The 24,312-nt window shown below is 35.5% G+C and carries 24 protein-coding genes and 1 rRNA gene; 18 read left to right on the top strand and 7 right to left on the bottom strand.

Annotation, left to right across the window (positions count from 1 at the left end):
• The first annotated feature begins 76 nt into the window (after positions 1–76).
• Positions 77–192 (top strand): 5S ribosomal RNA (gene rrf, locus DYE19_RS04910).
• A gap of 461 nt (positions 193–653) precedes the next feature.
• Here the strand turns inward: rrf and DYE19_RS04905 are convergent.
• The gene (locus DYE19_RS04905) at positions 654–1,562 is read right to left on the bottom strand and encodes a LysO family transporter (RefSeq protein WP_049214550.1); all 909 of its coding nucleotides are present in this window, start codon (positions 1,560–1,562) and stop codon (positions 654–656) included.
• A gap of 72 nt (positions 1,563–1,634) precedes the next feature.
• Between DYE19_RS04905 and DYE19_RS04900 the strand changes: the two genes are divergently transcribed.
• The 9 genes from DYE19_RS04900 to DYE19_RS04860 all read left to right on the top strand — a co-directional run bounded on the left by DYE19_RS04900 (position 1,635) and on the right by DYE19_RS04860 (position 11,920).
• A complete protein-coding gene (locus DYE19_RS04900; RefSeq protein WP_115322822.1) occupies positions 1,635–3,197 on the top strand; it encodes a DUF2813 domain-containing protein in 1,563 nt (520 codons plus the stop codon).
• An 81-nt stretch (positions 3,198–3,278) separates the two neighbouring features.
• The gene (gene dinB, locus DYE19_RS04895; RefSeq protein ID WP_115323577.1) at positions 3,279–4,355 is read left to right on the top strand and encodes a DNA polymerase IV; all 1,077 of its coding nucleotides are present in this window, start codon (positions 3,279–3,281) and stop codon (positions 4,353–4,355) included.
• Between the two features lie 86 nt (positions 4,356–4,441).
• On the top strand, positions 4,442–5,302 hold the full coding sequence (gene htpX, locus DYE19_RS04890; protein WP_049214548.1) for a protease HtpX: 861 nt from the start codon (positions 4,442–4,444) through the stop codon (positions 5,300–5,302).
• A 105-nt stretch (positions 5,303–5,407) separates the two neighbouring features.
• Positions 5,408–5,944, top strand: a complete 537-nt coding sequence (locus tag DYE19_RS04885; protein ID WP_115322821.1) for an elongation factor P hydroxylase — start codon at positions 5,408–5,410, stop codon at positions 5,942–5,944.
• Between the two features lie 17 nt (positions 5,945–5,961).
• The gene (locus tag DYE19_RS04880; RefSeq protein ID WP_115322820.1) at positions 5,962–6,894 is read left to right on the top strand and encodes an ABC transporter ATP-binding protein; all 933 of its coding nucleotides are present in this window, start codon (positions 5,962–5,964) and stop codon (positions 6,892–6,894) included.
• The gene (locus tag DYE19_RS04875) at positions 6,894–7,661 is read left to right on the top strand and encodes an ABC transporter permease (RefSeq protein ID WP_049214545.1); all 768 of its coding nucleotides are present in this window, start codon (positions 6,894–6,896) and stop codon (positions 7,659–7,661) included. The genes DYE19_RS04880 and DYE19_RS04875 overlap by 1 nt, the downstream gene beginning before the upstream one ends.
• A gap of 172 nt (positions 7,662–7,833) precedes the next feature.
• The gene (locus tag DYE19_RS04870; RefSeq protein ID WP_115322819.1) at positions 7,834–8,793 is read left to right on the top strand and encodes a TAXI family TRAP transporter solute-binding subunit; all 960 of its coding nucleotides are present in this window, start codon (positions 7,834–7,836) and stop codon (positions 8,791–8,793) included.
• Between the two features lie 64 nt (positions 8,794–8,857).
• Positions 8,858–11,488, top strand: a complete 2,631-nt coding sequence (locus tag DYE19_RS04865) for a TRAP transporter permease (protein WP_115322818.1) — start codon at positions 8,858–8,860, stop codon at positions 11,486–11,488.
• Positions 11,489–11,497: 9 nt separating this feature from the next.
• Entirely contained in the window at positions 11,498–11,920 is a 423-nt protein-coding gene (locus DYE19_RS04860) for a universal stress protein (RefSeq protein WP_049214542.1), read from the top strand.
• A gap of 89 nt (positions 11,921–12,009) precedes the next feature.
• Here DYE19_RS04860 and ppnN read toward each other — a convergent pair whose 3' ends face one another.
• The 3 genes from ppnN to DYE19_RS04845 all read right to left on the bottom strand — a co-directional run bounded on the left by ppnN (position 12,010) and on the right by DYE19_RS04845 (position 15,425).
• Complete coding sequence (ppnN, locus tag DYE19_RS04855) at positions 12,010–13,377, bottom strand: nucleotide 5'-monophosphate nucleosidase PpnN (protein ID WP_049214541.1); 1,368 nt, start codon at positions 13,375–13,377, stop codon at positions 12,010–12,012.
• A gap of 8 nt (positions 13,378–13,385) precedes the next feature.
• Complete coding sequence (queF, locus tag DYE19_RS04850; protein WP_115322817.1) at positions 13,386–14,225, bottom strand: NADPH-dependent 7-cyano-7-deazaguanine reductase QueF; 840 nt, start codon at positions 14,223–14,225, stop codon at positions 13,386–13,388.
• A 420-nt stretch (positions 14,226–14,645) separates the two neighbouring features.
• Positions 14,646–15,425 carry a Zn-ribbon-containing protein gene (locus DYE19_RS04845; RefSeq protein WP_115322816.1) on the bottom strand — a complete coding sequence of 260 codons (780 nt, stop codon included), beginning with the start codon at positions 15,423–15,425 and terminating at the stop codon, positions 14,646–14,648.
• 133 nt (positions 15,426–15,558) lie between these two features.
• On the opposite strand from DYE19_RS04845, the gene DYE19_RS04840 reads away from it, so the two are divergent.
• The 4 genes from DYE19_RS04840 to cspD all read left to right on the top strand — a co-directional run bounded on the left by DYE19_RS04840 (position 15,559) and on the right by cspD (position 17,224).
• Entirely contained in the window at positions 15,559–15,870 is a 312-nt protein-coding gene (locus DYE19_RS04840; protein ID WP_049214538.1) for a YqcC family protein, read from the top strand.
• Between the two features lie 3 nt (positions 15,871–15,873).
• Positions 15,874–16,605 carry a tRNA pseudouridine(65) synthase TruC gene (truC, locus tag DYE19_RS04835; RefSeq protein WP_115322815.1) on the top strand — a complete coding sequence of 244 codons (732 nt, stop codon included), beginning with the start codon at positions 15,874–15,876 and terminating at the stop codon, positions 16,603–16,605.
• Between the two features lie 41 nt (positions 16,606–16,646).
• On the top strand, positions 16,647–16,796 hold the full coding sequence (locus DYE19_RS04830) for a YoaH family protein (protein WP_115322814.1): 150 nt from the start codon (positions 16,647–16,649) through the stop codon (positions 16,794–16,796).
• A 218-nt stretch (positions 16,797–17,014) separates the two neighbouring features.
• Positions 17,015–17,224 carry a cold shock domain-containing protein CspD gene (gene cspD / locus DYE19_RS04825; protein WP_049214536.1) on the top strand — a complete coding sequence of 70 codons (210 nt, stop codon included), beginning with the start codon at positions 17,015–17,017 and terminating at the stop codon, positions 17,222–17,224.
• 71 nt (positions 17,225–17,295) lie between these two features.
• Here cspD and matP read toward each other — a convergent pair whose 3' ends face one another.
• On the bottom strand, positions 17,296–17,742 hold the full coding sequence (matP, locus tag DYE19_RS04820) for a macrodomain Ter protein MatP (RefSeq protein ID WP_049214535.1): 447 nt from the start codon (positions 17,740–17,742) through the stop codon (positions 17,296–17,298).
• 153 nt (positions 17,743–17,895) lie between these two features.
• On the opposite strand from matP, the gene DYE19_RS04815 reads away from it, so the two are divergent.
• Positions 17,896–19,686, top strand: coding sequence for an AAA family ATPase (locus DYE19_RS04815; RefSeq protein WP_115322813.1), 1,791 nt, complete (start codon positions 17,896–17,898; stop codon positions 19,684–19,686).
• Positions 19,687–19,802: 116 nt separating this feature from the next.
• Positions 19,803–20,333 (top strand): bifunctional 3-hydroxydecanoyl-ACP dehydratase/trans-2-decenoyl-ACP isomerase, encoded by a 531-nt coding sequence (gene fabA / locus DYE19_RS04810; protein ID WP_049214533.1) that lies wholly within the window; start codon positions 19,803–19,805, stop codon positions 20,331–20,333.
• A 70-nt stretch (positions 20,334–20,403) separates the two neighbouring features.
• On the opposite strand, the gene ybaK is transcribed toward fabA, so the two are convergent.
• A complete protein-coding gene (ybaK, locus tag DYE19_RS04805) occupies positions 20,404–20,880 on the bottom strand; it encodes a Cys-tRNA(Pro) deacylase (protein WP_115322812.1) in 477 nt (158 codons plus the stop codon).
• 56 nt (positions 20,881–20,936) lie between these two features.
• Here ybaK and DYE19_RS04800 point away from each other — a divergent pair, with 56 nt between their 5' ends.
• Positions 20,937–21,908: an oxidoreductase gene (locus tag DYE19_RS04800; RefSeq protein ID WP_115322811.1), complete on the top strand. Its 972-nt coding sequence runs from the start codon at positions 20,937–20,939 to the stop codon at positions 21,906–21,908.
• 228 nt (positions 21,909–22,136) lie between these two features.
• On the top strand, positions 22,137–23,372 hold the full coding sequence (gene pepT / locus DYE19_RS04795; protein ID WP_115322810.1) for a peptidase T: 1,236 nt from the start codon (positions 22,137–22,139) through the stop codon (positions 23,370–23,372).
• A 138-nt stretch (positions 23,373–23,510) separates the two neighbouring features.
• On the opposite strand, the gene DYE19_RS04790 is transcribed toward pepT, so the two are convergent.
• Positions 23,511–24,260 carry a YdcF family protein gene (locus DYE19_RS04790; protein ID WP_115322809.1) on the bottom strand — a complete coding sequence of 250 codons (750 nt, stop codon included), beginning with the start codon at positions 24,258–24,260 and terminating at the stop codon, positions 23,511–23,513.
• Between the last annotated feature and the right edge of the window lie 52 nt (positions 24,261–24,312).

Genomic DNA, 24,312 nt, shown 5'->3' with positions numbered 1-24,312 from the left:
CTTATACTGTACTGGATGAGGGTAGAGTATGAAGATGTGAAGAACGAGATGAGAGTAAATCATCAAACAGGATTATCTTGGCGGCGATAGTGCAGTGGACCCACCTAATTCCATGCCGAACTTAGAAGTGAAACGCTGTAACGCCGATGGTAGTGTGGGGCTTCCCCATGTGAGAGTAGGACACCGCCAGGTAGAAATGAGAGGCCCTAGGTAGAGATACCTGGGGTTTTTTGTTATGGGAAGGAGGGTGAGATAAAGTGGCAGCGGAAAAAATCTAGTTGGAATAAAATCAGATAAAGCTAAAGCAGACAAGACTAAGCAAACCAAATCAAACTAAAGCAAACCAAAGCAAATCAAAGCAAGCCAAATCAAGCCAAACTAAAGCAAACTAAAACAAAGCTCAGCCTCTTTTTACTTCAGCTTACTTCATTTTATATCTCTTATTTTATCTTAATTCAATTTATTGGGTAAAAGAGGTTATCGAACTCTGAAGTTATCTGAATTTCACTCTACTTAATCTTAATATAGTAATCTTCATTATATTTATTGAACCCATATGTTATTAGCTTACCGCATCATTATTCTAGTTTATCTTTTTTTATCTTTATTTTTTTGCTCTTTCTAGTTTCCAATAGCTTTTTTCAATTTTTTAATTAAATTGGGAATGAAGAAAAAAAGACTAATAAAATTGGAGGAAGGATATTCGTAATAAATCCAAAACTTATAGCTAGTGGTACTACTTCTATCCCTCCTGATTTTTGGATAATTGGTAATGTACAATCTAGCGCAGTTGCCCCAGAAATCCCCACAGCAGAAGAACGATGATTATGCATTAGAAATGGGATAACAAATAGACTGGTGATTTCACGTGAAAGATCATTAAAAAAAGCGATACTACCAAATATTGGTCCCCATGCATCATTGATAATCACGCTTGATAATGAATACCAACCAAAGCCAGAAGCAATTGCTAATCCTTGAGTAATTGGCAAATGTAAAATAATTGCAGATACTATACCTCCAACTAATGAAGTGATAATAAAGATCATCCCTGTGATTAAACCTCGTTTATTAAAAAGAACTTCACGTAGTGAAATTCCATTGTTTCTTAATTGAATACCTACAGAAAAAATCAAGCAGACTAATACGTAGGTACTAGCATTTTTTGGTAGTGTAGTAATCGTTTTAGTGTAATAGCCGACAATAAATCCGAACAATACCATTGAACATAACTTGCTCGAATCTAATAGTAATTTCCAACGTGATGGCATTTCTTGTTTGCAGATTTTTAAAGGTTTTGGGAAAAAACGATCAAAAGTAATTAAACCTATTAAATTTAATGACTGAATAATAAATGCAAATGTAGCAGCGGAGACAGCAATGATAGGTAATTTCTGAGCTAAATTATCTAATTGCCCAAGAGAAAATCCCATAATGAATAAAATGATATAAAGTAGTATCATTAAAATAGTATTAATTGATTTTAAGATAATAGTATTATTTGTTTTTATTAGATACCCAATGAAAAGTGGGCATAGCACAATCAGAAGTCCTTCGTACATATTATTATTTTCCTTAAAGAACATTTAATATTTCCATTCTAGATTGGGCAAGAAAAAAAACAAGAGGTGTTTATGTATTTGCGGCAATTAGAGGTTGTTGGTTTTCGTGGTATTAATCGTCTATCGATCCATTTTCGACCTGATATGGTACTTATCGGGGAAAATATGTGGGGGAAGTCAAGTTTACTTTCAGCATTGAGTTTAATTTTTAATGCGGAACAAGATTTATACCAGTTCACTTTAACAGATTTTCATATTCCCACAGGGCAATCACAATCTGTACGTCATCTAACGCTACTATTTACTTTTTGTGAAAATGATAAAAGGGAAAATAATGAGGAATATAATAAGCCTTATGTACAGCATAACTTGTTTGTGAATCATTTGGATGGATATCAACGTTTATATTTACGTGTTGAAGGAGAGATAGACTCACAACAAAATATCCATACAGAATATTCATTTCTAGATGAAAATGGTGATGCAGTTCCAGTTGAAAATGTCAATGAGTTGGTTTTCTCTTTAATTGCACGTCACCCTGTTTATCGTTTCCGTGATGCACGTTTAAATCGTCCACATTATGCATTTAATTTAGTAACATCAAAAGTGAATGACGATCTTCAAGATGAAATTCAAGCTGTTATGATATTGTTATGCCATTATTTTTTAAGCCATAAAAATGTGAGTGATATAACGCAAGATACGACACTCCTTTGGCATAAAGCAAAACTACTTTGCTTGAAATTGAAGCAAGATGAAACGCATCGTTTACGTAAAAAGTTATTTTTTTCATTAGCTTCGTTATTTATTAAAAATAAGTATATTCATTTCGGACGCTTTACTCGTCCTATTATTTTATTTGAAGATCCTGATGCAAGATTACATCCACGTATGGTAGCAATTATGTGGGAATTAGTAAGCTATTTACCTGTGCAACGTATTACTACTACGAATTCGGTAGAGTTGATTTCACAAGTCCAGTTAGGATCTATTTGTCGTTTGGTAAGAACATCAGAAAAAACAAAAAGTTTTCAGCTTAGTCGGCGTGATTTAAATAAAGAAGATTTTCGACGTTTAAGTTTTCATATCCATCATAATCGAAGCTTAGCACTTTTTTCTAGTATGTGGATATTAGTAGAAGGAGAAACTGAGGTTTGGATTTTATCCGAACTGGCTAAATTATTAGAATTGAATTTAGATATGGAAGGAATTCGTATCGTTGAATTTGCACAGAGTGGATTAAAACCATTAATCAAGTATGCTAAAGCGATGGGTATCGAATGGTATGTCTTAGTCGATGGCGATGATGCAGGAAGAAACTATCGAGATGTTGTAAGAATAATGTTGGATGACAACACACCGTTGACAGAAAGGATAACAATGTTACCTAAGCGTGATATTGAACATTTTTTTTATGTGAATGGATTTGCAGATGTTTTTATCCGTCTTGCACATTGGGAGGCAAAGTCAACTTATTATCCAATGACAAAAATCATTCAGCGTGCTATTCAGCGTACTTCTAAACCAGATTTAGCTATAGCCTTATCTAATGAAATAGCAAAAAGAGGGACTCAATCTATTCCATTAGTGTTTAAACGTTTGTTTTCTAAAGTATTGAGTTTAGCTCATACATAACTGTTTATTTATACAGTTTTCTGTGCTAAAGTGCGGTTAGATTTTAAAAAATTTTGACCGCACTTTTTCTTTGCTACTATGATATCAATGAGTCGTAAAATTATTCATATTGATATGGACTGTTTTTATGCGTCGATAGAGACTCGTGACGATCCTCGTTTAATAGGTAAGCCAGTTGCTGTTGGAGGTTCTGTCGAAAATAGAGGTGTGCTAGCGACTTGTAACTATGTCGCTCGTCAATTTGGCTTACATAGTGCAATGTCAACCGCACAAGCATTAAAATTATGTCCTGATTTAGTCCTTTTACCTGTTAATATGCCACTATATAAACAAATTTCGAAACAAATTAGGAAAATATTTGAACGCTATACCGATCTCATTGAACCGCTTTCTCTGGATGAGGCTTATTTAGATGTCACTGATTGTGATAAGTGTGCGGGATCTGCCACTTGGATAGCGACAGAGATTCGGCAAGCCATTTCTACTGAATTAGGATTAACAGCCTCAGCGGGTATCGCACCTTTGAAGTTTTTGGCTAAAATTGCCTCAGAGCAAAATAAACCAAATGGTCAGTTTGTGATTAAGCCAGAAGAAGTGGATAATTTTCTTGCACATTTACCATTAAACAAGATTCCAGGAGTTGGTAAAGTAACTTATCAACGTTTATTAGCGATGGGATTACAAACTTGTACAGATATCCAAAATACTAGTAAAGTGTTATTGTTGGAGCGGTTTGGTAAAATGGGACTGCGTATTTGGGCATTCAGTCATGGGATAGATGAACGTAAAGTTGAACCTCACAAAGTATTAAAGTCGATCAGTGTCGAAACAACTTTGAAGTATAATATTATCAATTTATCAGAAGCTATAGTTGTATTAGAACGACTTTATCCATCACTAATTCAGCGTATTAATCAGGCTTTACCTACTTTGCCTTTAACAACTTTGCATAAAATTGGTGTGAAACTGAAATTTGCTGATTTTCAAGTGACTACATTAGAAAAAACAGGATTAACATTGACTCAAGAAAGTTTTGCATTGTTATTAAGACAAATTTGGTGTCGTACAGCAGGAAGAGAGATTCGTTTGATCGGTTTACATTTAAGTATACCAAATGAAAAAGTATCCCATCAGCTAGAACAAATGAGCTTATGGTAAAATTTTAATAATACCTCTTGCATTTAACAATTTTGCTACTATATTACAACACAAGCTATTTAACCTAACGATAAGGATTTTTTATTATGATGAGAATTTTACTCTTTTTAGCGACTAACATGGCTGTTCTAGTCGTATTTAATATTATTTTGAGCCTAACTGGGATACAAGCACAAGATGCTACTGGTTTGTTAATCATGGCAGCATTATTCGGTTTTTCTGGTTCTTTAATTTCTCTCTTTCTATCTAAAACGATGGCATTACGATCTGTTGGTGCTGAAGTGATTAAAGAGCCTCGTAATGAAGCAGAGCATTGGTTAATGAATACTGTTCGCTCACAAGCCGAACGTGCAAATTTACCTATGCCAGATGTGGCTATTTATCACTCGGAGGATGTGAATGCATTTGCAACGGGAGCAAGTAAAAATAATTCCTTAGTTGCGGTGAGTACGGGTCTGTTACGAGCTATGACTCGTGATGAAGCAGAAGCAGTCTTGGCGCATGAGGTTGCACATATCAAAAATGGCGATATGGTGACGATGACTCTTTTACAGGGTGTATTGAATACATTTGTGATTTTTGTTTCTCGTATGATTGCAAAAGTCGTATCAAGTAACCGTGATGGTGAAAGTAGTTCAGGAATTTATTTCTTAGTTGCTATGGTGTTAGAAATTGTTTTTGGATTTTTAGCAAGTATCATTGCAATGTGGTTTTCTCGTTACCGTGAATTTCGTGCTGATGCAGGATCAGCTGAATTGGTCGGTAAACAAAAAATGATTGCGGCTTTGCAACGTTTACAAAGTTTGCATGAGCCACAAGAGCTAGAAGGGCAGCTTGCTGCATTTGCAATTAATGGCAAACGTGGAGGTTTAGCAGCATTATTCATGAGCCACCCACCTTTAGAAAAGCGTATTGCAGCGTTACAACAATTAGATAGTTTTAAATAACACTAGCCATTTTTACTAAAAAGAGGCATCCTGCCTCTTTTTTCGTTCACTTTTTTCATTTAAGTGCGGTTAATTTTTCTCAAATTTTTAACACTTGGAGTATCAATGGAACATCAAATCAGTGATTTAATTAATATCTTTAATCAATGTTTTGAACAAGAATACAATACGAAATTAGTAAAAGGTGGAGATGAGCCACTATATGTACCTGCAAATGAAAATTGTCCTTATCATGCGATTTATTTTGCTCATGGTTTTTATAGTAGTGGCTTACATGAAATTGCACATTGGCTTGTTGCTGGAAAAGAGCGTCGTCAACTTGAGGATTTTGGTTATTGGTATGAGCCTGATGGACGTACAGAACAGCAGCAGCGTTTATTTGAACAAGTTGAAGTAAAACCTCAAGCCATTGAGTGGATTTTGTCCACATCAGCAGGATTTCGTTATTTTGCGAGTGTTGATAATTTGACTGGTAGTCCTGGGGATACATTGCCTTTTAAGCAAGCTGTATATGAACAAGTGAAACTTTATGCTGAAAAGGGGCTACCAAAACGGGCTGAAATATTACGCAAAGCACTCGCGAGATTTTATGGTACATCAAATCATATTGATTTAAGCTTATTTGATATCAGTCGGATTTAAATAACAAAGTAGGACACATGTTAGCATTAGAAATAAAGCAATTAACAAAACAATATAAAAATGGTGTGACAGCCTTACAAGGGATCGATTTAAGTGTAAAGGCTGGTGATTTCTATGCACTACTAGGACATAACGGCGCAGGCAAATCTACGACAATAGGTATTATCAGTTCGTTAGTCAATAAAACGAGTGGAAAAGTCAGCGTTTTTGGTTATGACTTGGATAATCAGGTCAGTGAGTTAAAGCAATGTATAGGCCTTGTACCACAGGAATTTAATTTTCATCAATTTGAGCGAGTGATTGATATTTTAGTTAATCAAGCAGGTTATTACGGTATTCCTCGCTCAGAAGCGTTAACTCGTGCAGAAATTTGGTTGAAAAAACTCGATCTTTGGGAAAAGCGTACTCAGCAAGCAATTCGTCTATCGGGAGGTATGAAGCGTCGTTTGATGATCGCTCGCGCGTTAATGCATGAACCAAAATTATTAATTTTGGATGAACCAACAGCTGGTGTAGATATCGAGTTACGTCGGACAATGTGGACATTTTTACGTGAGTTGAATCAACAAGGGACAACGATTATTTTAACTACTCATTATTTAGAAGAGGCTGAAATGTTGTGCCGTAATATTGGTATTATTCAGCAAGGAAAGTTAGTGGTTGATATGCCAATGAAAGCATTGCTTGCAAAATTAGAAGCAGAAACCTTTGTGTTTGATCTAGCTACTTATGCAAATACACCAGTAATTACTGGGTATAATGTTATTGATATGAGCGAACATAGTCTTGAGGTGGAGGTAAAGCGTGAACAAGGATTAAACCAGCTCTTTTCACAGTTATCAGAGCAAAATATCAAGGTATTAAGTATGCGTAATAAAGCGAATCGTCTGGAAGAGTTGTTCGTTTCAATGGCATTAAATAATCAATCAGATAATAAAGGTGGTGCGTAATGAGATTAGCTTGGATTGCATTTCAAACTATTGTAACGAAAGAAATTCGACGTTTCACGCGCATTTGGGTGCAAACGTTAGTGCCACCCGTGATTACAATGACATTATATTTTGTGATTTTTGGACAACTAATTGGTAGTCGAATTGGTGAAATGAATGGGTTTAGTTATATGCAGTTTATTGTACCAGGTCTCATTATGATGTCTGCCTTAACTAACTCTTTTGCAAATGTAGCCTCATCTTTTTACAGCACAAAATTTGCTAAAAACGTGGAGGAGTTATTGATCTCTCCGACATCACCACATATTATCATTCTAGGTTATGTCACAGGAGGTGTTGCTAGAGGACTTTGTGTTGGTATTCTAGTTACGGTAGTGGCATTATTTTTTGTGACCTTTGAGGTGCATTCTTGGTTGATTGTAGTGATCATTTTGTTAATGACGACAGCAACATTTGCACTTGGTGGTTTAATTAATGCTGTTTTTGCACGCTCTTTTGATGATATTAGCATTATCCCTACTTTTGTTTTAACACCACTTACTTACTTAGGGGGCGTTTTTTATTCAATTTCCTTGCTACCTGATTTTTGGCAGGGAGTATCTAAATTAAACCCTATTGTTTATATGATTAATGGTTTTCGTTATGGCTTTTTAGGTGTGTCAGATATCCATATTGGCTATGCATTTTTTGTACTAATTACCTTTATTATTAGCTTATATTGCATTGCTTATTTCTTAATTAGTCGTGGCATTGGTTTGAGAAGTTAAAATGTATAAGGAATCTACCATACTTACTTTTATTGGTGATGTGATGTTTAGCACAGATTTGAATTGACAGAAAATAAATTGTTGCAAAAAAGTAAAATTTTTGCTATTTCTAAGTTCGCTAGTTGAAGTGTACATCTAAGCAAACCAACAACAAAATAAGGAAAATGACTCTATGAAAAAGTATCTAAAGCTTTCAATGACAGCAGCATTAATGCTTTCTTCAAGTGCAGTATTTGCTGCCGATAAAATTGTAACCATTGGTACTGGTGGTCAAACAGGCGTTTACTATGTGGTGGGACAATCTGTCTGTCAATTAGTAAATCGTGACTCTGCAAAAACAGGAGTAAAATGTAATGCTCCTTCAACAGGGGGGTCTGTTGCTAACTTAAATTCAATTGCTAATAATCAAATGGAATTAGGTATTGCTCAATCTGATTGGCAATATCATGCATATAATGGTTCAAGTTCTTTTGAAAGTAAAAAAAATGATAAATTAAGAGCCGTATTTTCTATTCATCCAGAGCCATTTACTTTAATGGCACGTACTGATGCTAATATCAAAGGGTTTGATGATCTGAAAGGTAAGCGTGTTAATGTTGGTGATCCTGGTTCGGGTACACGTGCAACTATGAATGTTATTCTTGGTGCAAAAGGCTGGGATGCTTCTGCTTTCAAAGTCGCTTCTGAATTGAAACCTGCAGAAATGGCATCAGTTATGTGTGATAATAACTTAGATGCAATCACCTATAATGTTGGGCATCCAAATGGAGCGTTGAAAGAAGCTGCTGCTTCTTGTGATGCACATTTAGTTCCAATTACTGGACCTGAAATTGATAAACTTGTTGCAGATCACCCATATTATGCGAAAGCAACAATTCCAGGTGGTTTGTATAAGGGAAGTGATGCTCCAACAGAAACTTTCGGTGTATATGCTACTTTAGTTACTTCTTCTGATGTAGATGCAGATAGTGTTTATGCGATTGTTAAGGCAGTATTTGATAACTTTGATCGTTTCAAACGTTTACATCCAGCGTTTTCAAACTTAAAAGAAGACGAAATGATCAAAAATGCGCTGTCTGCTCCATTACATGATGGCGCAGTGCGTTACTATAAAGAAAGAGGTTGGTTGTAATTTTCTTATCTCAATATTTTTAAGGCAGGCAAGGTTCCTGCCTTTTTCCGTTTTTATTTTTTAGATGACGAGGAGTTTTAGCGTGTCAACAAAAAACATCGATTATGATGATTTACAAGATATTGTGGCATCAAGCGACACTGGTGGGCGTGATCCAGATGGATTTCCTAAAAAATTAATTGCTGGTGTTGCTATTTTATGGTCATTATTCCAACTTTATTATGCTTCTCCCGCACCATTTTGGTTACAAGAGTTTTTACGTAATATTGGCTTGAATATCAATGTCGTATTTGATGATACAAAAGCCCGCTCAATTCATCTCGCATTTGCTTTATTTTTAGCTTATTTATCTTATCCAGCTTTTAAATCGTCACCGAAACATCGTATTCCATTAGTGGACTGGGTATTTGCAACAGTTGGTGCTTTTTTAGGTTCGTATTATTTATTTTTCTATGATGGATTAGTCACACGTTTTGGTGCGCCTAACTTACAAGATATCATTGCTGGTTGCATCGGAATATTTCTACTCCTTGAAGCGACGCGTCGCAGCTTAGGTCTACCATTAGTAGTTATTGCGATTGTCTTTTTAGTTTATAACTATTTTGGTCAATTCTTACCTAGCGATTGGATTATCAGTCACCGTACAGGGACTCTTTCTCATATTATCAACCAACAATGGATTACAACAGAAGGGGTATTTGGTGTTGCTTTAGGTGTATCAACAAAATATGTCTTCTTATTTGTCTTATTCGGTGCGTTGTTAGATAAAGCTGGTGCAGGTAACTATTTTATTAAAAGTGCTTTTGCGTATTTAGGACATTTACGCGGCGGTCCAGCTAAAGCAGCTGTTGTCGCATCAGGTTTGACAGGATTAATTTCAGGTTCTTCTATTGCAAATGTAGTGACAACAGGCACATTTACTATCCCCATGATGAAGCGGGTAGGATTTTCTGCTGAAAAAGCAGGTGCAGTAGAGGTTGCCTCCTCAGTAAATGGACAAATTATGCCACCTGTTATGGGAGCGGCTGCATTTTTAATGATTGAATATGTGAATATGCCATATAGTCAATTAATTACCCATGCTTTCTTGCCTGCAGTCATCTCTTATATTGCGCTTGTGTATATTGTGCATTTAGAAGCTTGTAAAATGAATTTACAAGGTTTACCAAGAACGGATGAGCCAAAGCCATTTTTAACGACTTTAATTGGTGCATTAAGGGCTTTTATTTCTCTTTGTGTACTGTATTTCGTTGTTGAGTGTAGTTTAGGGTGGTTAAAAGATGTCACACCAAATTACGCTTTTAGTATTGTTGTTGCATTATTGGCAGTAATTTATTTATTACTATTACGTCGTGTCGCCCAATTCCCAGATTTAGAAATTGATGACCCACATTCTCCAGTAGTGAAATTACCGTCAGTTAGACCAACAATCAATGCGGGGCTACATTTCTTATTGCCTGTAGTCATTTTAATTTGGTGTTTAATGGTAGAGCGTTTATCACCTGGCTTGTCGGCATTCTGGGGTGCCTTATCCTTGATTGTGATTTTGCTCACACAACGTCCATTACTCGCTTATTACAGAAAACAAACTACTTTCAAGCAAGAGTTCCAACTTGGTTGGAAAGATCTTGTTGATGGCTTAGAAGCTGGTGCAAGAAATATGATTGGTATTGGGATTGCTACTGCAACAGCTGGAATTATTGTGGGAGTTGTCTCATTAACTGGTTTTGGTGTTCAATTAGCAACAATCATTGAAACGCTTTCAATGGGCAATATTTTCTTAATGTTGCTTTTAGTCGCAGGCTTTAGCTTAATTCTTGGTATGGGACTTCCTACTACTGCAAACTATATTGTGGTTTCTTCTTTGATGGCAGTCGTGATTATTGAAGTTGGTCGTCAAAATGGCTTTATTGTTCCACTCATTGCAGTACATTTATTTGTCTTCTATTTTGGTATTATGGCGGATGTGACACCGCCTGTTGGACTTGCATCCTTTGCTGCATCAGCTGTTTCAGGTGGAGATCCTATTAAGACAGGATTAACTGCTTTTTCGTATAGTTTACGTACAGCAATTTTGCCATTTTTATTTATCTTTAATACGGATTTACTATTAATTGATGTCAGTTGGGCAAAAGGTATCTTAGTCTTTATTACAGCAACCATCGGTATTTTAGCTTTTACTGCTGGTGCAATTGGTTATTTTTTCCGTCGTAATAAGGTTTGGGAAAGTCTTGTATTATTTATTTTAGCTTTTGCTTTATTCCGTCCAGGCTTTTTTATGGAGCATATTTCGCCAACGCAACGTGCTTTTGAACCAACACAATTAGTTCAAGAAGTACAAAAAGCAGCGGTTGGAGATAATTTGACTATTAAAGTTTCAGGCTTAAACCCTTATGGTAAAGAAATTGAATTTTATGCTCAATTACTCATACCAGAAGGACAAACTGGGGAAGAACGTTTACAAAAAATGGGACTGACTTTGTTTGAGCAAGAAAAACCAGAAGGTAAACAAATGATTATCGATGCGGTAGAAATTGATTCAAGTGCAGCAAAAGCAGGCTTAAACTGGGATCAAGTAGTATTGGAAGGTCGAGTCCCTGTTAAAGATGCATTAGCAAAAGAATGGTTATTTATTCCAACTTTATTGTTATTATCGCTGTTAGCGATGAATCAGCGCCGTCGTCCAGAAGACTAAGGAAACATCATGTTTAAAAAAATTTTAATTACAGCCGATTTAGGTCATTTAGAGGATGCGGAAAAAGCGGTGAAAACCGCTTTGGAAATGACAAAACATAATCCAGATACTGTGTATCGAGTGATGAGCGTCGTGCCACCATTAGGCAGTAGCTTTGTCTCTTCATTTTTACCAAAGAATTTTGATCAAGATGTATTGGATGAAGCAAATAAGGCACTACATGCGTTTACGAAAAAACATTTTCCAGAAGGTGCGAAAGTGCAACATATTTTGGCACATGGTCCTGTTTATGAAGAGATTAACCGCATTGCAAAAGAGAAAAATATTGATTTAATTATTATGATGGCAGTACGTGATAATAAAGAAGGTTTAAGCTCTAATACAGTTAAAGTGGCACGTTATAGTGATAAACCTATTTTAATTTTACGTTAAATGATAATAAAAATAGCTTGTTAAAAAACAAGCTATTTTTTACTTTTTTAGAAACGTAATTTAAAAAGTAAAGTGCGATCTATTTTGCACTATTTGACTAATTCATAGCAAGGCTCATAGACCGTGCCATCAGGTAACTTCATACGATGCTGTACGATGAAATCTTGTAGTACTTGATCAATTTTTTCTAACAGTTCTGGATCACCATGCAATTTGAAGCGACCTAATGCTTCAATTTGATCTTGTGTTTCTGGCTTGATATTTCCTGCAACAATACCTGAGAATGCTCGACGTAAATTAGCAATTAAATTCATAGTCGATTGATTACGATGTAAATCTAAATTTGCCATATTTTCATGAGTTGGAATGAAGGGCTGTTGGAAGTCAGTTGGGATTTTTAAAGACCAATTGAATCCATAAGCATCACAGTTCTCATAGCGTTTCATTTTGACATCATGCATTGCTTGACTCATTTTGCGGGCGACTGTCACTGGATCATCAATAATAATTTCATATAATGCTTGTGCTTCTTTTCCTAAAGTTTCACCAATGAAACGATCAATAGTGGCAAAATAGTCTGCACTTTCTTTTGGACCTGTCAAAATAAGTGGCAATGGTTGTCCTTGATTTTCCTCCGCAAGCTTGATTCCTAAAATGTACAATAATTCTTCAAATGTACCTGGACCACCAGGGAAAATCACAATACCGTGTCCCATTCGCACAAACGCTTCTAAGCGTTTTTCAATATCAGGCATAATGATTAGTTCATTAACGATTGGATTTGGTGGCTCAGAAGCAATAATGGAAGGTTCAGTAATACCGATAAAACGGCTATTTTTATAACGTTGGTTAGCATGACCGATTGCGGCTCCTTTCATTGGTGCTTCCATTACACCAGGCCCACAACCTGTAATAATATTAAGCTCACGATAACCAAGTTCTGTCCCCACTGAACGACAATATTGGTATTCAATTTGGTTGATAGAATGTCCGCCCCAACACACGACGAGGTTTGGATGTTCGCCAACAGGTAAGGCTTTAGCGTTACGCAGAATAGAAAACACAAGATTAGTAATATGTTTACTGTCTTGAATATTATCTGGATTTAAACGCTGGCTCATTACATTCACGAATAAAATATCACGTAATACAGCGAATAAATGATATTGAATATTACGGATCATACGATCATCAACAAAAGCGTCTTGAGGTGGGTTGTGTAATTCAAGTGATACACCACGTTCTCTTGCTACAAGTTGAATATCAAAATCTGGGTATTTATTTAATAGAGCACGGCTATCATCGGTTACTGCACCTGAATTTAATACAGCGAGTGAACAATTGCGATAAAGGCTATAAAGTGGACTTTTCGCTTTTTTAGTGAGCAATTCTACTTCTAAATGAGAGAGTTGATCCATACTACCGCGAGGATTGACATAATATATATTCTGACCCATAACTTCTCCTATTGGCGAGCTAAACGCTGATTTGTTAGTACAGTTTCAAAGTTTGAACGAAATGGGTTAATATCTAAGCCACCTCGTCTTGTATAACGAGCATATACAGTGAGTTTTTTTGGTTGTGCAAACTGTATTAAGTCACAGAAAATACGTTCTACACATTGTTCATGAAATTCGTTATGCTGGCGGAAAGAGATAATGTAACGTAATAGCTTTTCACGATCAATTTGTTTACCTACATAATGAATTTGTAAGCTTCCCCAATCAGGTTGATTAGTGATTAAACAATTTGATTTTAATAAATGACTGACTAATGTTTCTTCAACTACAATTTCATTACAGCAGTTTTCTAATACCGAGGCATCAAATTCATAGTGAGTAATTGTTATATCCAATTCATCAATACATTCGCCATTTAGCTGTGCAATACTTTCTTGATTATATTTAGCTAAAGGATGGAGCTGTACTCTCACTTTTCCTTTTGCACAATCGGCTAAATCTTGTTCTAATGTATGCTGTACTGTAGAAAATGAGTCAAAAGTAGTTTGATTAAAACTATTTAAATACAGTTTAAAGCTTTTAGATTCAATTAAATTTTTACTTTGAAAATCAATTTCTATATCAGCGATTGCGACTTGTGGTACACCTTTAGAATTGAGCCATGAAATCTCATATGCTGTCCAAATATCTGCGCCAAGTGTAAAAGGTTGTGTTTGTGTAATACCTAAGCTATCTCGATTTAATTGTCTCGGCACAGCTTGTAGTAAAGTGCGGTCATAATTTGTGGCATATTGTGTTTTTTGTCCGAGTGTAAGTTTATTTAGGCTATCATGTTGATAGTGCATATTATTTTTCCTTTTTTAAATTTTTATTTACTTTTCTTTACTGGTACAAAGCAAAATAACTATTCCCAACTAAGGCTTTCTTCTTTTCTTCATGAAATTTTTTTCATAGTTAATTTTTTCATTTGCTTGCTATGCAAACTCAATTACTCTAAATTAAATATCTTAACTACGTTTGCTGGCTTAAACGAAGTAAATTTTATGTGTCGCAATTTACCGTTACATGAATTTCATTAGAAGTTGAAGAGATTCTAAGTATTTTATTTTAAATTTTCCTGAATAAAGTACGTTATGGGATAGTGATATTGAGGCAAACTATACTAGCGTAGTATGAACAGTAAAAACAGTGATTTTTAATTAAGAAAATACCAATAATGACCTACATGAGAACAATCTTTTAACGTTGTTCAAACAAAAATTACATTAATAATGCCATGATAAATTAGATACTAAACGGCAATCGTCACATTTAAAATAAAATAAGTCAAAAAGAGGATCGTCTAAGTACCATGCTTTATGGCAACTAGGGCAGCAACGTTGTTGTTCTGTTTGTAAACTGTCCCCACCAATGCGATACAAATAGTAATAAGTTGGGATGCCTGTATGTTGCTCAATCTCTTGAGCCAAATGTCGTCCATGCTTGGCTAATGTACTAGTAATTTCTGAGATTTCTCTTAGTGCTTGTTGTTCTAATACTGAGCCGTTCATTTGTAATTGATCGCACGCTTGCCAGTTTTCTTGCCATTTAATCAGATCCATACTTAAGTGCGGTATGTTTTTCAGTTGTTTATATAAAGGAATTGGATAAAAATCATCACCGCTATGTAATGGTGAGCAAGATTGCAGATAAGTTGTGTATAACACTTGCCAACTTGGTGTCGTGTGTATGCTCGTTTGATCTGAGTTGAGATCATCAGCAACCACATGAAAACTATCAAAAAATAGACCGCTCTTTTGAGCATTATCAAGAGCCTTTTCTACTTCTACATTATTAAACTCAGGTAATAAACTGTGTTGTTCAGGACAAATAACGCGTATTGCAAAGCCTTGCTGTTGTTCTTGTTCTGCAATATATATTGGAATTTCGCGTCCGATGATTTGTCCATTATAGCGCCATTGATCAATTATTTGATTTAGGGAATAAGTTGGACTTTTTTCACTATTTGTGGGTGAATAATTAAAAAAAGTATCGATAAGGTACATGGTTATTAAATGCTTTATTAGTTTTAATACTATTTTAATTAATTTTGATTAAATTGGCTGCTTTTTTCTTTAATTGTAGTGTAAATACATGAAATCGCCTAAAATAAAATCTTGTTTTTAGTAGGGGATGATTATGCATCAACAAACACGAATATATTTACAACAATTACAAATAGTTATGCAAGAGCTGGCATTATGGCAAGTTACGCCACCAGAGGAACAAGCTTTTTTAAGTGAGCAACCTTTTGCGCTAGATACCATGTCACCAACTGAATGGTTACAATGGATTTTTATTCCTCGTATGTATGCTTTGATAGAAACAGGCGAAGCACTTCCAAGTAAAATTTCAATTACGCCTTATTTAGAAGAAGCATTAAAAGAAATGGAGGGTTTAGATAAATTATTATCTCCGATCAGCGAAATTGAAGCATTGTTGCAGAAATAGCCTATGAAATTAGATATCCTGTATCAAGATCAATACTTAGTCGCAGTAAATAAACCCGCTGGTATGTTAGTACACCGTAGTTGGTTAGATACACATGAAACAACCTTTGTTATGCAAACATTACGTGATCAAATAGGGCAACATGTGTATCCTATTCATCGCTTAGATCGCCCAACATCAGGAGTATTACTATTTGGATTAAATAGTGAGATTGCTAACTTGCTCTGTTTACAATTTGAGAATAAGCAAGTTGAAAAAAGTTATTTAGCTATAGTTAGAGGATATTTAACAGGGAAAGCACAGATTGAATACCCTTTGAAAGTTCAATTAGATAAAGTCGCTGATAAGTTTGCTCAAGTAGATAAAGTAGCGCAACAGGCTGTGACTGATTATGTTGGATTATGCACAGTTGAAATGCCTTATGCTGTTAAAAAATATAAGACCACACGTTATTCTTTAGTCCGTTTAATCCCTCATACAGGGCGTAAACATCAATTACGTCGACACATGAAACATATTTTCCATCCTATTCTGGGTGATACACAATATGGTGATTTACATCAAAATAGAGCATTGACTGAGCATACTGGCATTCAACGTTTAATGTTGCATGCAGAAAGTTTAATTTTTACTCATCCTATTACACAGCAGAAGCTGGAAATTCATGCCGATTTAGATCAGCAATGGCTCGATTTGATTAAAATTTTTAGATGGAATTTAAATGAACTCAAGTAAGAGTAGTCAACTTTTGAAGTATTTTTTAGAGGAAAGAAACGATGCTAGATAATATTCTCCTTAATTTAACTCATGAGCAACAACAAGTTGCAGTAGAAAAAATTCAATCACTGATGGCTCAAGGGATTAGTGCGGGTGAGGCAATTGCACTTGTTGCTCAAGAGTTACGCGAAACATATTCAGTTGAATAAGACGAGTATTTAACTCATTATGATAACTTCGCTGAATTGAGTAAGCGCTTCCAAAATGCAAAAATTTTGTGATCTCGGTTTGATTTTAAACTATTTTTAATTGCCAAAAAGAGAAAATTCGTCGAATATTTAGCTGAATAAAATTTGGGTGGTAAGACAAATTAGTCTTATTAAAAATAAAAGTAGTTAAGGTCATTTGACCATTAGAGGTTTTAATTATGGAAGTTGGTGTTGTTAAATGGTTCAATAACGCAAAAGGATTTGGATTTATTTCGGCAGAGGGAACAGATGCAGACATTTTTGCACATTATTCAGTAATTGAGATGGATGGTTACCGCTCTTTAAAAGCGGGTCAGAAAGTCCAGTTTGAAGTTGTTCACGGTGATAAAGGATCACATGCAACAAAAATTATTCCAATTGTTGAATAATATAATCCTCTTACTTTACATTTAGTCAAAAAAAGACAAGGATTGCAGCCTTGTCTTTTCATTTATCTTAATTATTTTAATAAGTCTTTTAAGCCCGCTTTCATCGCAGACATTTGACTTTCAAACTGTGCTTTGCTTTCGCGCTCATCAATCATATAAGTGATTGTTTCTGAGAGTGTCATTTTCATTTTACGTGAATAACGAGAAAGACGTAACCAAACTGCATATTCTAAATCGATAGATTTTTTTTTCGTTGATTGTTTTTCGCCGTTAAAAAAACGTTTACGGCGGGCACGAATAGCTTGATCTAATTTGATCACTAACTGAGGTGATAAGTGATGACGAATCCATTCTTCAATTTGTTGTGGTTTATTTTGGTACGTGATCAGTTGTTGTACTTTATCTTCACGTAAACTTTTTTCTTCGTAAGTCGTAATATTTTCACCTTCACGGTGTTTTTTGATTAAATACAACCATTTCCAATGAGCCTCTTGATTTTCAAGTTTTTGATATTTCATTGTATTCTCTCATTTAAACAAATTAGTGACGTGGTAACTGTTGTTAATATACGCGGTTTTCGTGTTTTTTTCTAGCACATTTTCACTATTTTGGGAAATATGCGATAATGACGAATTATGAAAATAATCACTCAACATAACGAGATAATACGTGTGAATCCATCCTTTTTAGCTGAAAAAGCGTTCTCATGGCAAGACTTACGCCCAACACTTCCATTAACAGAATTACCGCGTTCGACAACTGATTTTTTTGCGTTACAGCCTCGGGCAAATGCAGCAATAACACAGTTTTTACGAAATCCTCAGCGCAATTTACTTGTGTTGAAAGGTGATGAGCAAGGAGAGTATCTCCGTTTATTGGAGCAAACAATTCAAGCACAGCAAAGTGAAGATATTCCGATTCAAGGTGTACACTATCTGATACAACAAGGCGATTCTTTTTCTTTTCCTACTGTGACTGCCGAGTTTGCACAATCGATCACAGATAATTTTGCCACGAAAAGATCCGTGGCGAGTGCATTATATGTTGATCAATTTCAACTCTTTGGTGCTTTACGCATACATCCTTCATCAAGAGAAATTCAACTAAAATCAGGTTTAGTGCATGAAGTGAATGGGGGAATATTAATTCTTTCGGTTACTTCGCTTATTTCTCAGTTTGATTTATGGTTACGTTTAAAACAGATTTTATTGACTCAGTATTTTGATTGGTATTCATCACACCCATTTAAAGACTTACCTTGTGATATCCCAGGCTATCCTCTGAGTTTAAAAGTGATTTTAATAGGGAATCGAGAAGAGCTTGCCACATTAGCCTCCTTAGATGCTGATTTATACGATTTAGCTGATTATTCCGAAATTGAAAGTTATTATTCCGTTGAAAAAGTTGAAAACGCTTTAAAATGGGCTGAATATATACAAACCTTTGCTCAACAACATCAATTACCTCAGCTGAGTCTAGATGGCCTTAATAAGTTATATCAACTACTAGTACGTGACAGTGAAGATCGCTGTTTTGTATCTATTTCTCCTTTAAAGTTAAAAGAGATTCTCACCAGCACCGCAATTTTAAGTCAAAAACATGGCAATGCTTTATTAAGTGCGGTGGATTTTGAACAATTTTTTCAACAAAAAGCATTACAGCAAAGTTTTTTGCAAGAACAAACGTATGCGGATATTTTGCATGAGCAAGTTTATGTTGCAACAGATGGTGAAATAGTTGGTCAGATCAATGGGTTATCAGTTATTGAATACCCAGGTACACCAATGGCATTTGGCGAACCATCTCGCATCAGTTGTATTGTCCAATTTGGTGATGGAGAAGTTGTTGATGTTGAACGTAAAAGTGAGCTTGCAGGTAATATTCACGGTAAAAGTATTATGATTGCGGAAGCCTGTTTAGCACATATTCTACAATTACCCTCTCAATTGCCTTTCTCTGCTTCGTTAGTATTTGAACAATCTTATGGCGAAATTGATGGAGATAGTGCTTCATTAGCTAGTTTTTGTGTATTAGCGAGTGCATTATCAGCTCAACCTTTACCTCAATCTATTGCGATTACAGGTGCGATAGATCAATTTGGTTTAGTGCATTCAGTTGGCGGTGTAAATGCTAAAATTGAAGGGTTTTTCTCAATTTGCGCTAGCCGAGGATTAACAGGTAAACAAGGGGTCATGGTACCAATTTCGGTTATTCATCAACTCAGCTTAAGCGAAGAGGTTGTAAATGCCGTTAAACAAGGACAATTTTTTATTTATCCTGTAGAAGATGTTTATCAAGCTTGTGAAATTTTATTTCAACGTGATTTAGTGGAAGAGGAAGAACGGTTTTATACAGAAGAAACATTACCAATATCACGCTTAATTGCACATCGTATTGAACAACGCGCAGAGCAGCAATGGCAAAAGAGTAGCGTATTTGAGTGGTTTTTCCGTAGAAAGTAACTGATCGGATAAGTTAAGCGTACAAGTGTTAGCTATTTTTATTTATTATTAACTCTGTTAGAATATATTTAAGCAGACTTTGCTTAGATATCCTAAAATTGAGGAGGATTAAAATAATGAACAGTTGTACACCAAATAAAAAAAGTAGTTACAGCTACGAAGACTTACTTGCATCAGGACGTGGCGAATTATTTGGCGAAGACGGACCTCAACTTCCAGCTCCATCAATGCTAATGATGGATCGAGTAGTGGAAATGAAAGACACTGGTGGTGCTTTTGATAAAGGTTATATTGAAGCTGAACTAGACATTAAACCAGATTTACCGTTTTTTGGCTGTCATTTTATTGGCGATCCTGTTATGCCTGGATGTTTGGGCTTAGATGCGATGTGGCAGCTTGTTGGATTCTACTTAGGTTGGATCGGCGGTAAAGGAAAAGGGCGTGCCTTAGGTGTTGGGGAAGTGAAATTTACGGGGCAAATTTTACCAACTGCTAGAAAAGTGATTTACCGTATCAATATGAAGCGTGTGATCAATCGTAAACTAGTGATGGGTATGGCTGATGGTGAAGTAGAAGTGGATGGTCGTATTATTTATACGGCTACTGATCTGAAAGTGGGATTGTTCCAAGATACTACGGCTTTTTAAGCAAAATTTTATTAAAATAGACCGCACTTTTTACATTACCAGCCATTGTGCTGGTAATGTGCTTTTCAGGTTAGTCATCAACAATGTCTAAAAAGAGGGCGTTCAAAAGTTTTGCCAAATCTTGTGGAGTCAATTCAATACTTAAGCCACGCTTACCGCCAGAGACAAAAATATGCTCAAACTGTAAAGCTGATTCTGCAATGACAGTTTTAAGTCTTTTCTTTTGCCCTAATGGGCTGATTCCCCCTATTAAATATCCTGTGCTTTTCTGAGCGTAATCTTTATCTGCCATTTCTACTTTTTTCACATTAATTGCTTTCGCCGCCTTTTTTAAATTCAGCATATTCGCTGTGGGCAATACAAAACAGGCCAGCTTTTTTTGATCACCATTTTCTGCAACTAATAAAGTTTTAAAGAACTGATTTGGGTCAATTCCAAGTTTGTCGACGGCCTCATCACCAAAATGGGTATTATTAGGATCGTGATCGTAGCTGTGCAATTTAAAGGGGATTTTATGTTTTTTCAGTAAATCAATTGCTGGTGTCATTGTGTTTTCTTCTTGTTCCAGTAAAATGAAGCCACTATTTTACAGTGGAGAGAAAAATGAGTGCAACTCTAAATATTGCGATTGCAGCTGAATTTGAATTATGTGAAAAATTAGCAGAAGCGTTAGAACAAAGCCAATTAGATATTACTCAATTATCTATTGTGGATATTTCTCCTTTTACTGAAGAACAAGGGATTCGTTTTAACAATAAAAGTGTGGCACAAATTAAGCCTGAGGACGTAGAGTGGTCAGAATGGCATTATCTGTTCTTCGCAGGTGATGTCGACCAAGTCACCTATGTTGCTAAAGCTGCCGCGTCAGGTTGTATTGTTATTGATATGAAAGGTATTTGTGCAGCGTTGCAAGATGTGCCTGTTGTTGTACCAACTGTTAATGAACAAGACTTAACCGAGCTACGCCAGCGTAATATTGTATCCTTACCTGATCCACAAGTGACACAACTGTCGCTGGCGATTGCACAGTTAGCGGAAAATAATACCTTGAAACAAGTTATTGTCACTTCATTATTGCCTGCTTCTTACACAAATGCGGATAAAGTGAGTCAATTGGCAGGGCAAACAGCACGTTTGTTAAATGGTATTCCTCTTGATGAAGCGGAGCAGCGTTTGGCTTTTGATGTTTTCCCTATATTCAACCCAATGCTAGTTAATCAAACACAAAAAATATTTCCTCAACTTGAAAATATTATTTTTCATGCCATTCAAGTCCCTGTGTTTTATGGCACTGGACAAATGGTGAGCGTGTTGTCAGATTATCAATTAGAGGCACAAGCACAGTTAACATCTTGGTCTCAACATGAACTATTGGTGTATCATGCAGAAAAAATGATAACGCCAGTGACGAATGGTGAAGTAGAAGCAAATGAATCACGGGTCAAACTGCATATTAGTGCAATAAATGAATTAGAAAATGGTATTCAATTTTGGTCTGTTGCCGATGAACAACGCTTTAATTTAGCATTGATGAGTGTTAAGTTAGCTGAGATAGTATATCAGCAAGGCTATTGATATATGGTGTTTGGTTCTTAGTAAAACGGCTAAATAAAATTGATTATTTTCCAAATAAACTTTAGTCGATGAGATTTGAGCCGTTAACAATAACAATCCACTTTCTATGAAAGTGGATTGTTATTTGAGGTATGTCAACATTGATTGTTTTAACTTATTGCATCTGTTATAGAAAGTGCGTTATTGTGTGAGTGTGTTTATTTATAAAAAAATAAAAGGAGAATAAGCATGACAATGCAAGCATTATTGATTGAAAAATTTTTTCGTTACCTTGCAATGAGTAGTCAAAGTTTGGCGAGTGCAACAACAGTTCCAAGCTCTGAAGGGCAATGGAAATTAGCAACCTTATTAGCTGAAGAGTTAAACGCATTAGGCGTATCTGATGTTGAAATTGATGCTCATGCGAATGTCACTGGCGTGCTAAAAGGGCGTGTAGAAAATGCCACCCCTATTGGTTTTGTTGCTCATTTAGATACAGTAGATGTTTCTCTATCCCCAGATATTAAACCACAAATTTTAACTTTTAAAGGTGATAATTTATTGCTGAATAAGGAGAGAGATATCTGGTTGAATGTATCGGAACATCCCGAAATATTACCTTATTGCAATCAAGAGATTATTTTTAGTGATGGTACTAGTGTATTAGGAGCAGATAATAAGGCTGCAATCGCGAATATCATGACTGCACTTGCATTGATTAAAGCACAGGATATCCCAACTGGTGATATTTATATTGCCTTTGTACCTGATGAGGAAATTGGTTTGCGGGGGGCAAAATTATTGGATTTAACTAAATTTAAACCTGATTTTGCATATACGATAGATTGTTGTGAATTAGGTGAAGTGGTTTATGAAAACTTCAATGCAGCTGCTGCTAAGATAACAATTCAGGGGGTGAGTGCACATCCTATGTCGGCTAAAGGAGTATTAGTGAATCCAATTTTAGTCGCTCAAGATTTTATTAGTTTATTTGATCGTCAACAAACACCAGAATGCACGGAAAATAAAGAAGGTTATTGGTGGTTTAATGGCTTTGTCGCTAATCAACGTGCGGCAACTTTAAATATTGCAATTCGTGATTTTGATAAAACAAGTTTTGAAGAGCGTAAACAATTTATTGAAAAAGCGGTAACAACAATTCAGAAGCAATATCCACGTGCTCAGATACAATGTGATATTACAGATATTTATGGCAATATTGCAAATACATTAACTGAGGATAGACGATCAATTGATTTACTATTTAACGCTATGCAAGCAATACAAGTTGAGCCTAAAGTTACTCCTATGCGTGGCGGCACAGATGGGGCGGCATTATCAGTAAAAGGAATTACTACGCCAAATTATTTTACAGGAGCACATAACTTCCATTCAAACTTTGAATTTTTACCTGTTTCTAGTTTTGTTAAATCTTGTGAGTTAACGTTAGAAATTATGCAAAGAGCGGCAAGACTGGCAAAATAATATGAGTCAAAACAAGGCGTAAAAGGATTTTTTACGCCTTATTTTTAATATATTGTTAAAAAAGCTTATCTGTGATTTATTATCACAGAAAAATCTCATATATTCACGATTCGTTAAAATAGACGTAGACGATGTGTATTAGTGCGTTTTTTCTTTCCAGTAACCAATCCATTCTTTTAATAACATCATATTTTTATGAATTGCGCCTGCCTGAGGGATAAAATGCATAAAATTTAAACCATAATGTTCAGGGGAAACGCCATGACCAATGCTTGCCGGTAATACATGGAATCCTTGTTGTTCAAAAAGGAGTTTGGCACGTTGCATATGCCATTGGTTAGTAACCAAAATAATGTTGTTTATCTTTTCTGGCTCTAACATTTGGCGACTAAATTGTGCGTTTTCTTTTGTGGTTTTTGCCTTATGTTCAAGCCATGTTGTTGGTACAGCAAAAAATGTTTTTAATTCAGTCGCCATTACTTGTGCTTCAGATGTACCATTAGGTGAACTGCCTGTCACTAATAAGGGGAGTTGCGTCTCTTTTTGCAAATAAGCCGCATAGCGTAAACGTTCTAATGGAATCGCGCTAACTGTTAATTTATTAAATAATTCAGCACTATCACGTAAGCCTCCACCTAATAATACGATTGCTTGTGCTTTTTGGTAGTCATTTAAGCTTAAGTTATCTTCAATAACTAAGTTATCTTCTAGTTTGTGTGATGTATAAGGCAAACTAAAAATATACAAAATAGCGATACCCAAGAATGCGGATAAACGACTTAATTTTTTGTAATGAAAAAATGAAAAGAAAAGTGAGAGTAGCCATAAAATCAGTACATTAAATGGCGGAAGAATCATGGCAGTGATAAGTTTTGTTAATGCAAACATATTCAGTAAAGATAAGTAAAAGGTGGTGTATTATTGATGATCTACACAGAGA

It is taken from the genome of Pasteurella canis (assembly GCF_900454865.1).
Classification (GTDB): domain Bacteria; phylum Pseudomonadota; class Gammaproteobacteria; order Enterobacterales; family Pasteurellaceae; genus Pasteurella; species Pasteurella canis.
This window is presented reverse-complemented; position numbering and strand designations above follow the sequence as displayed.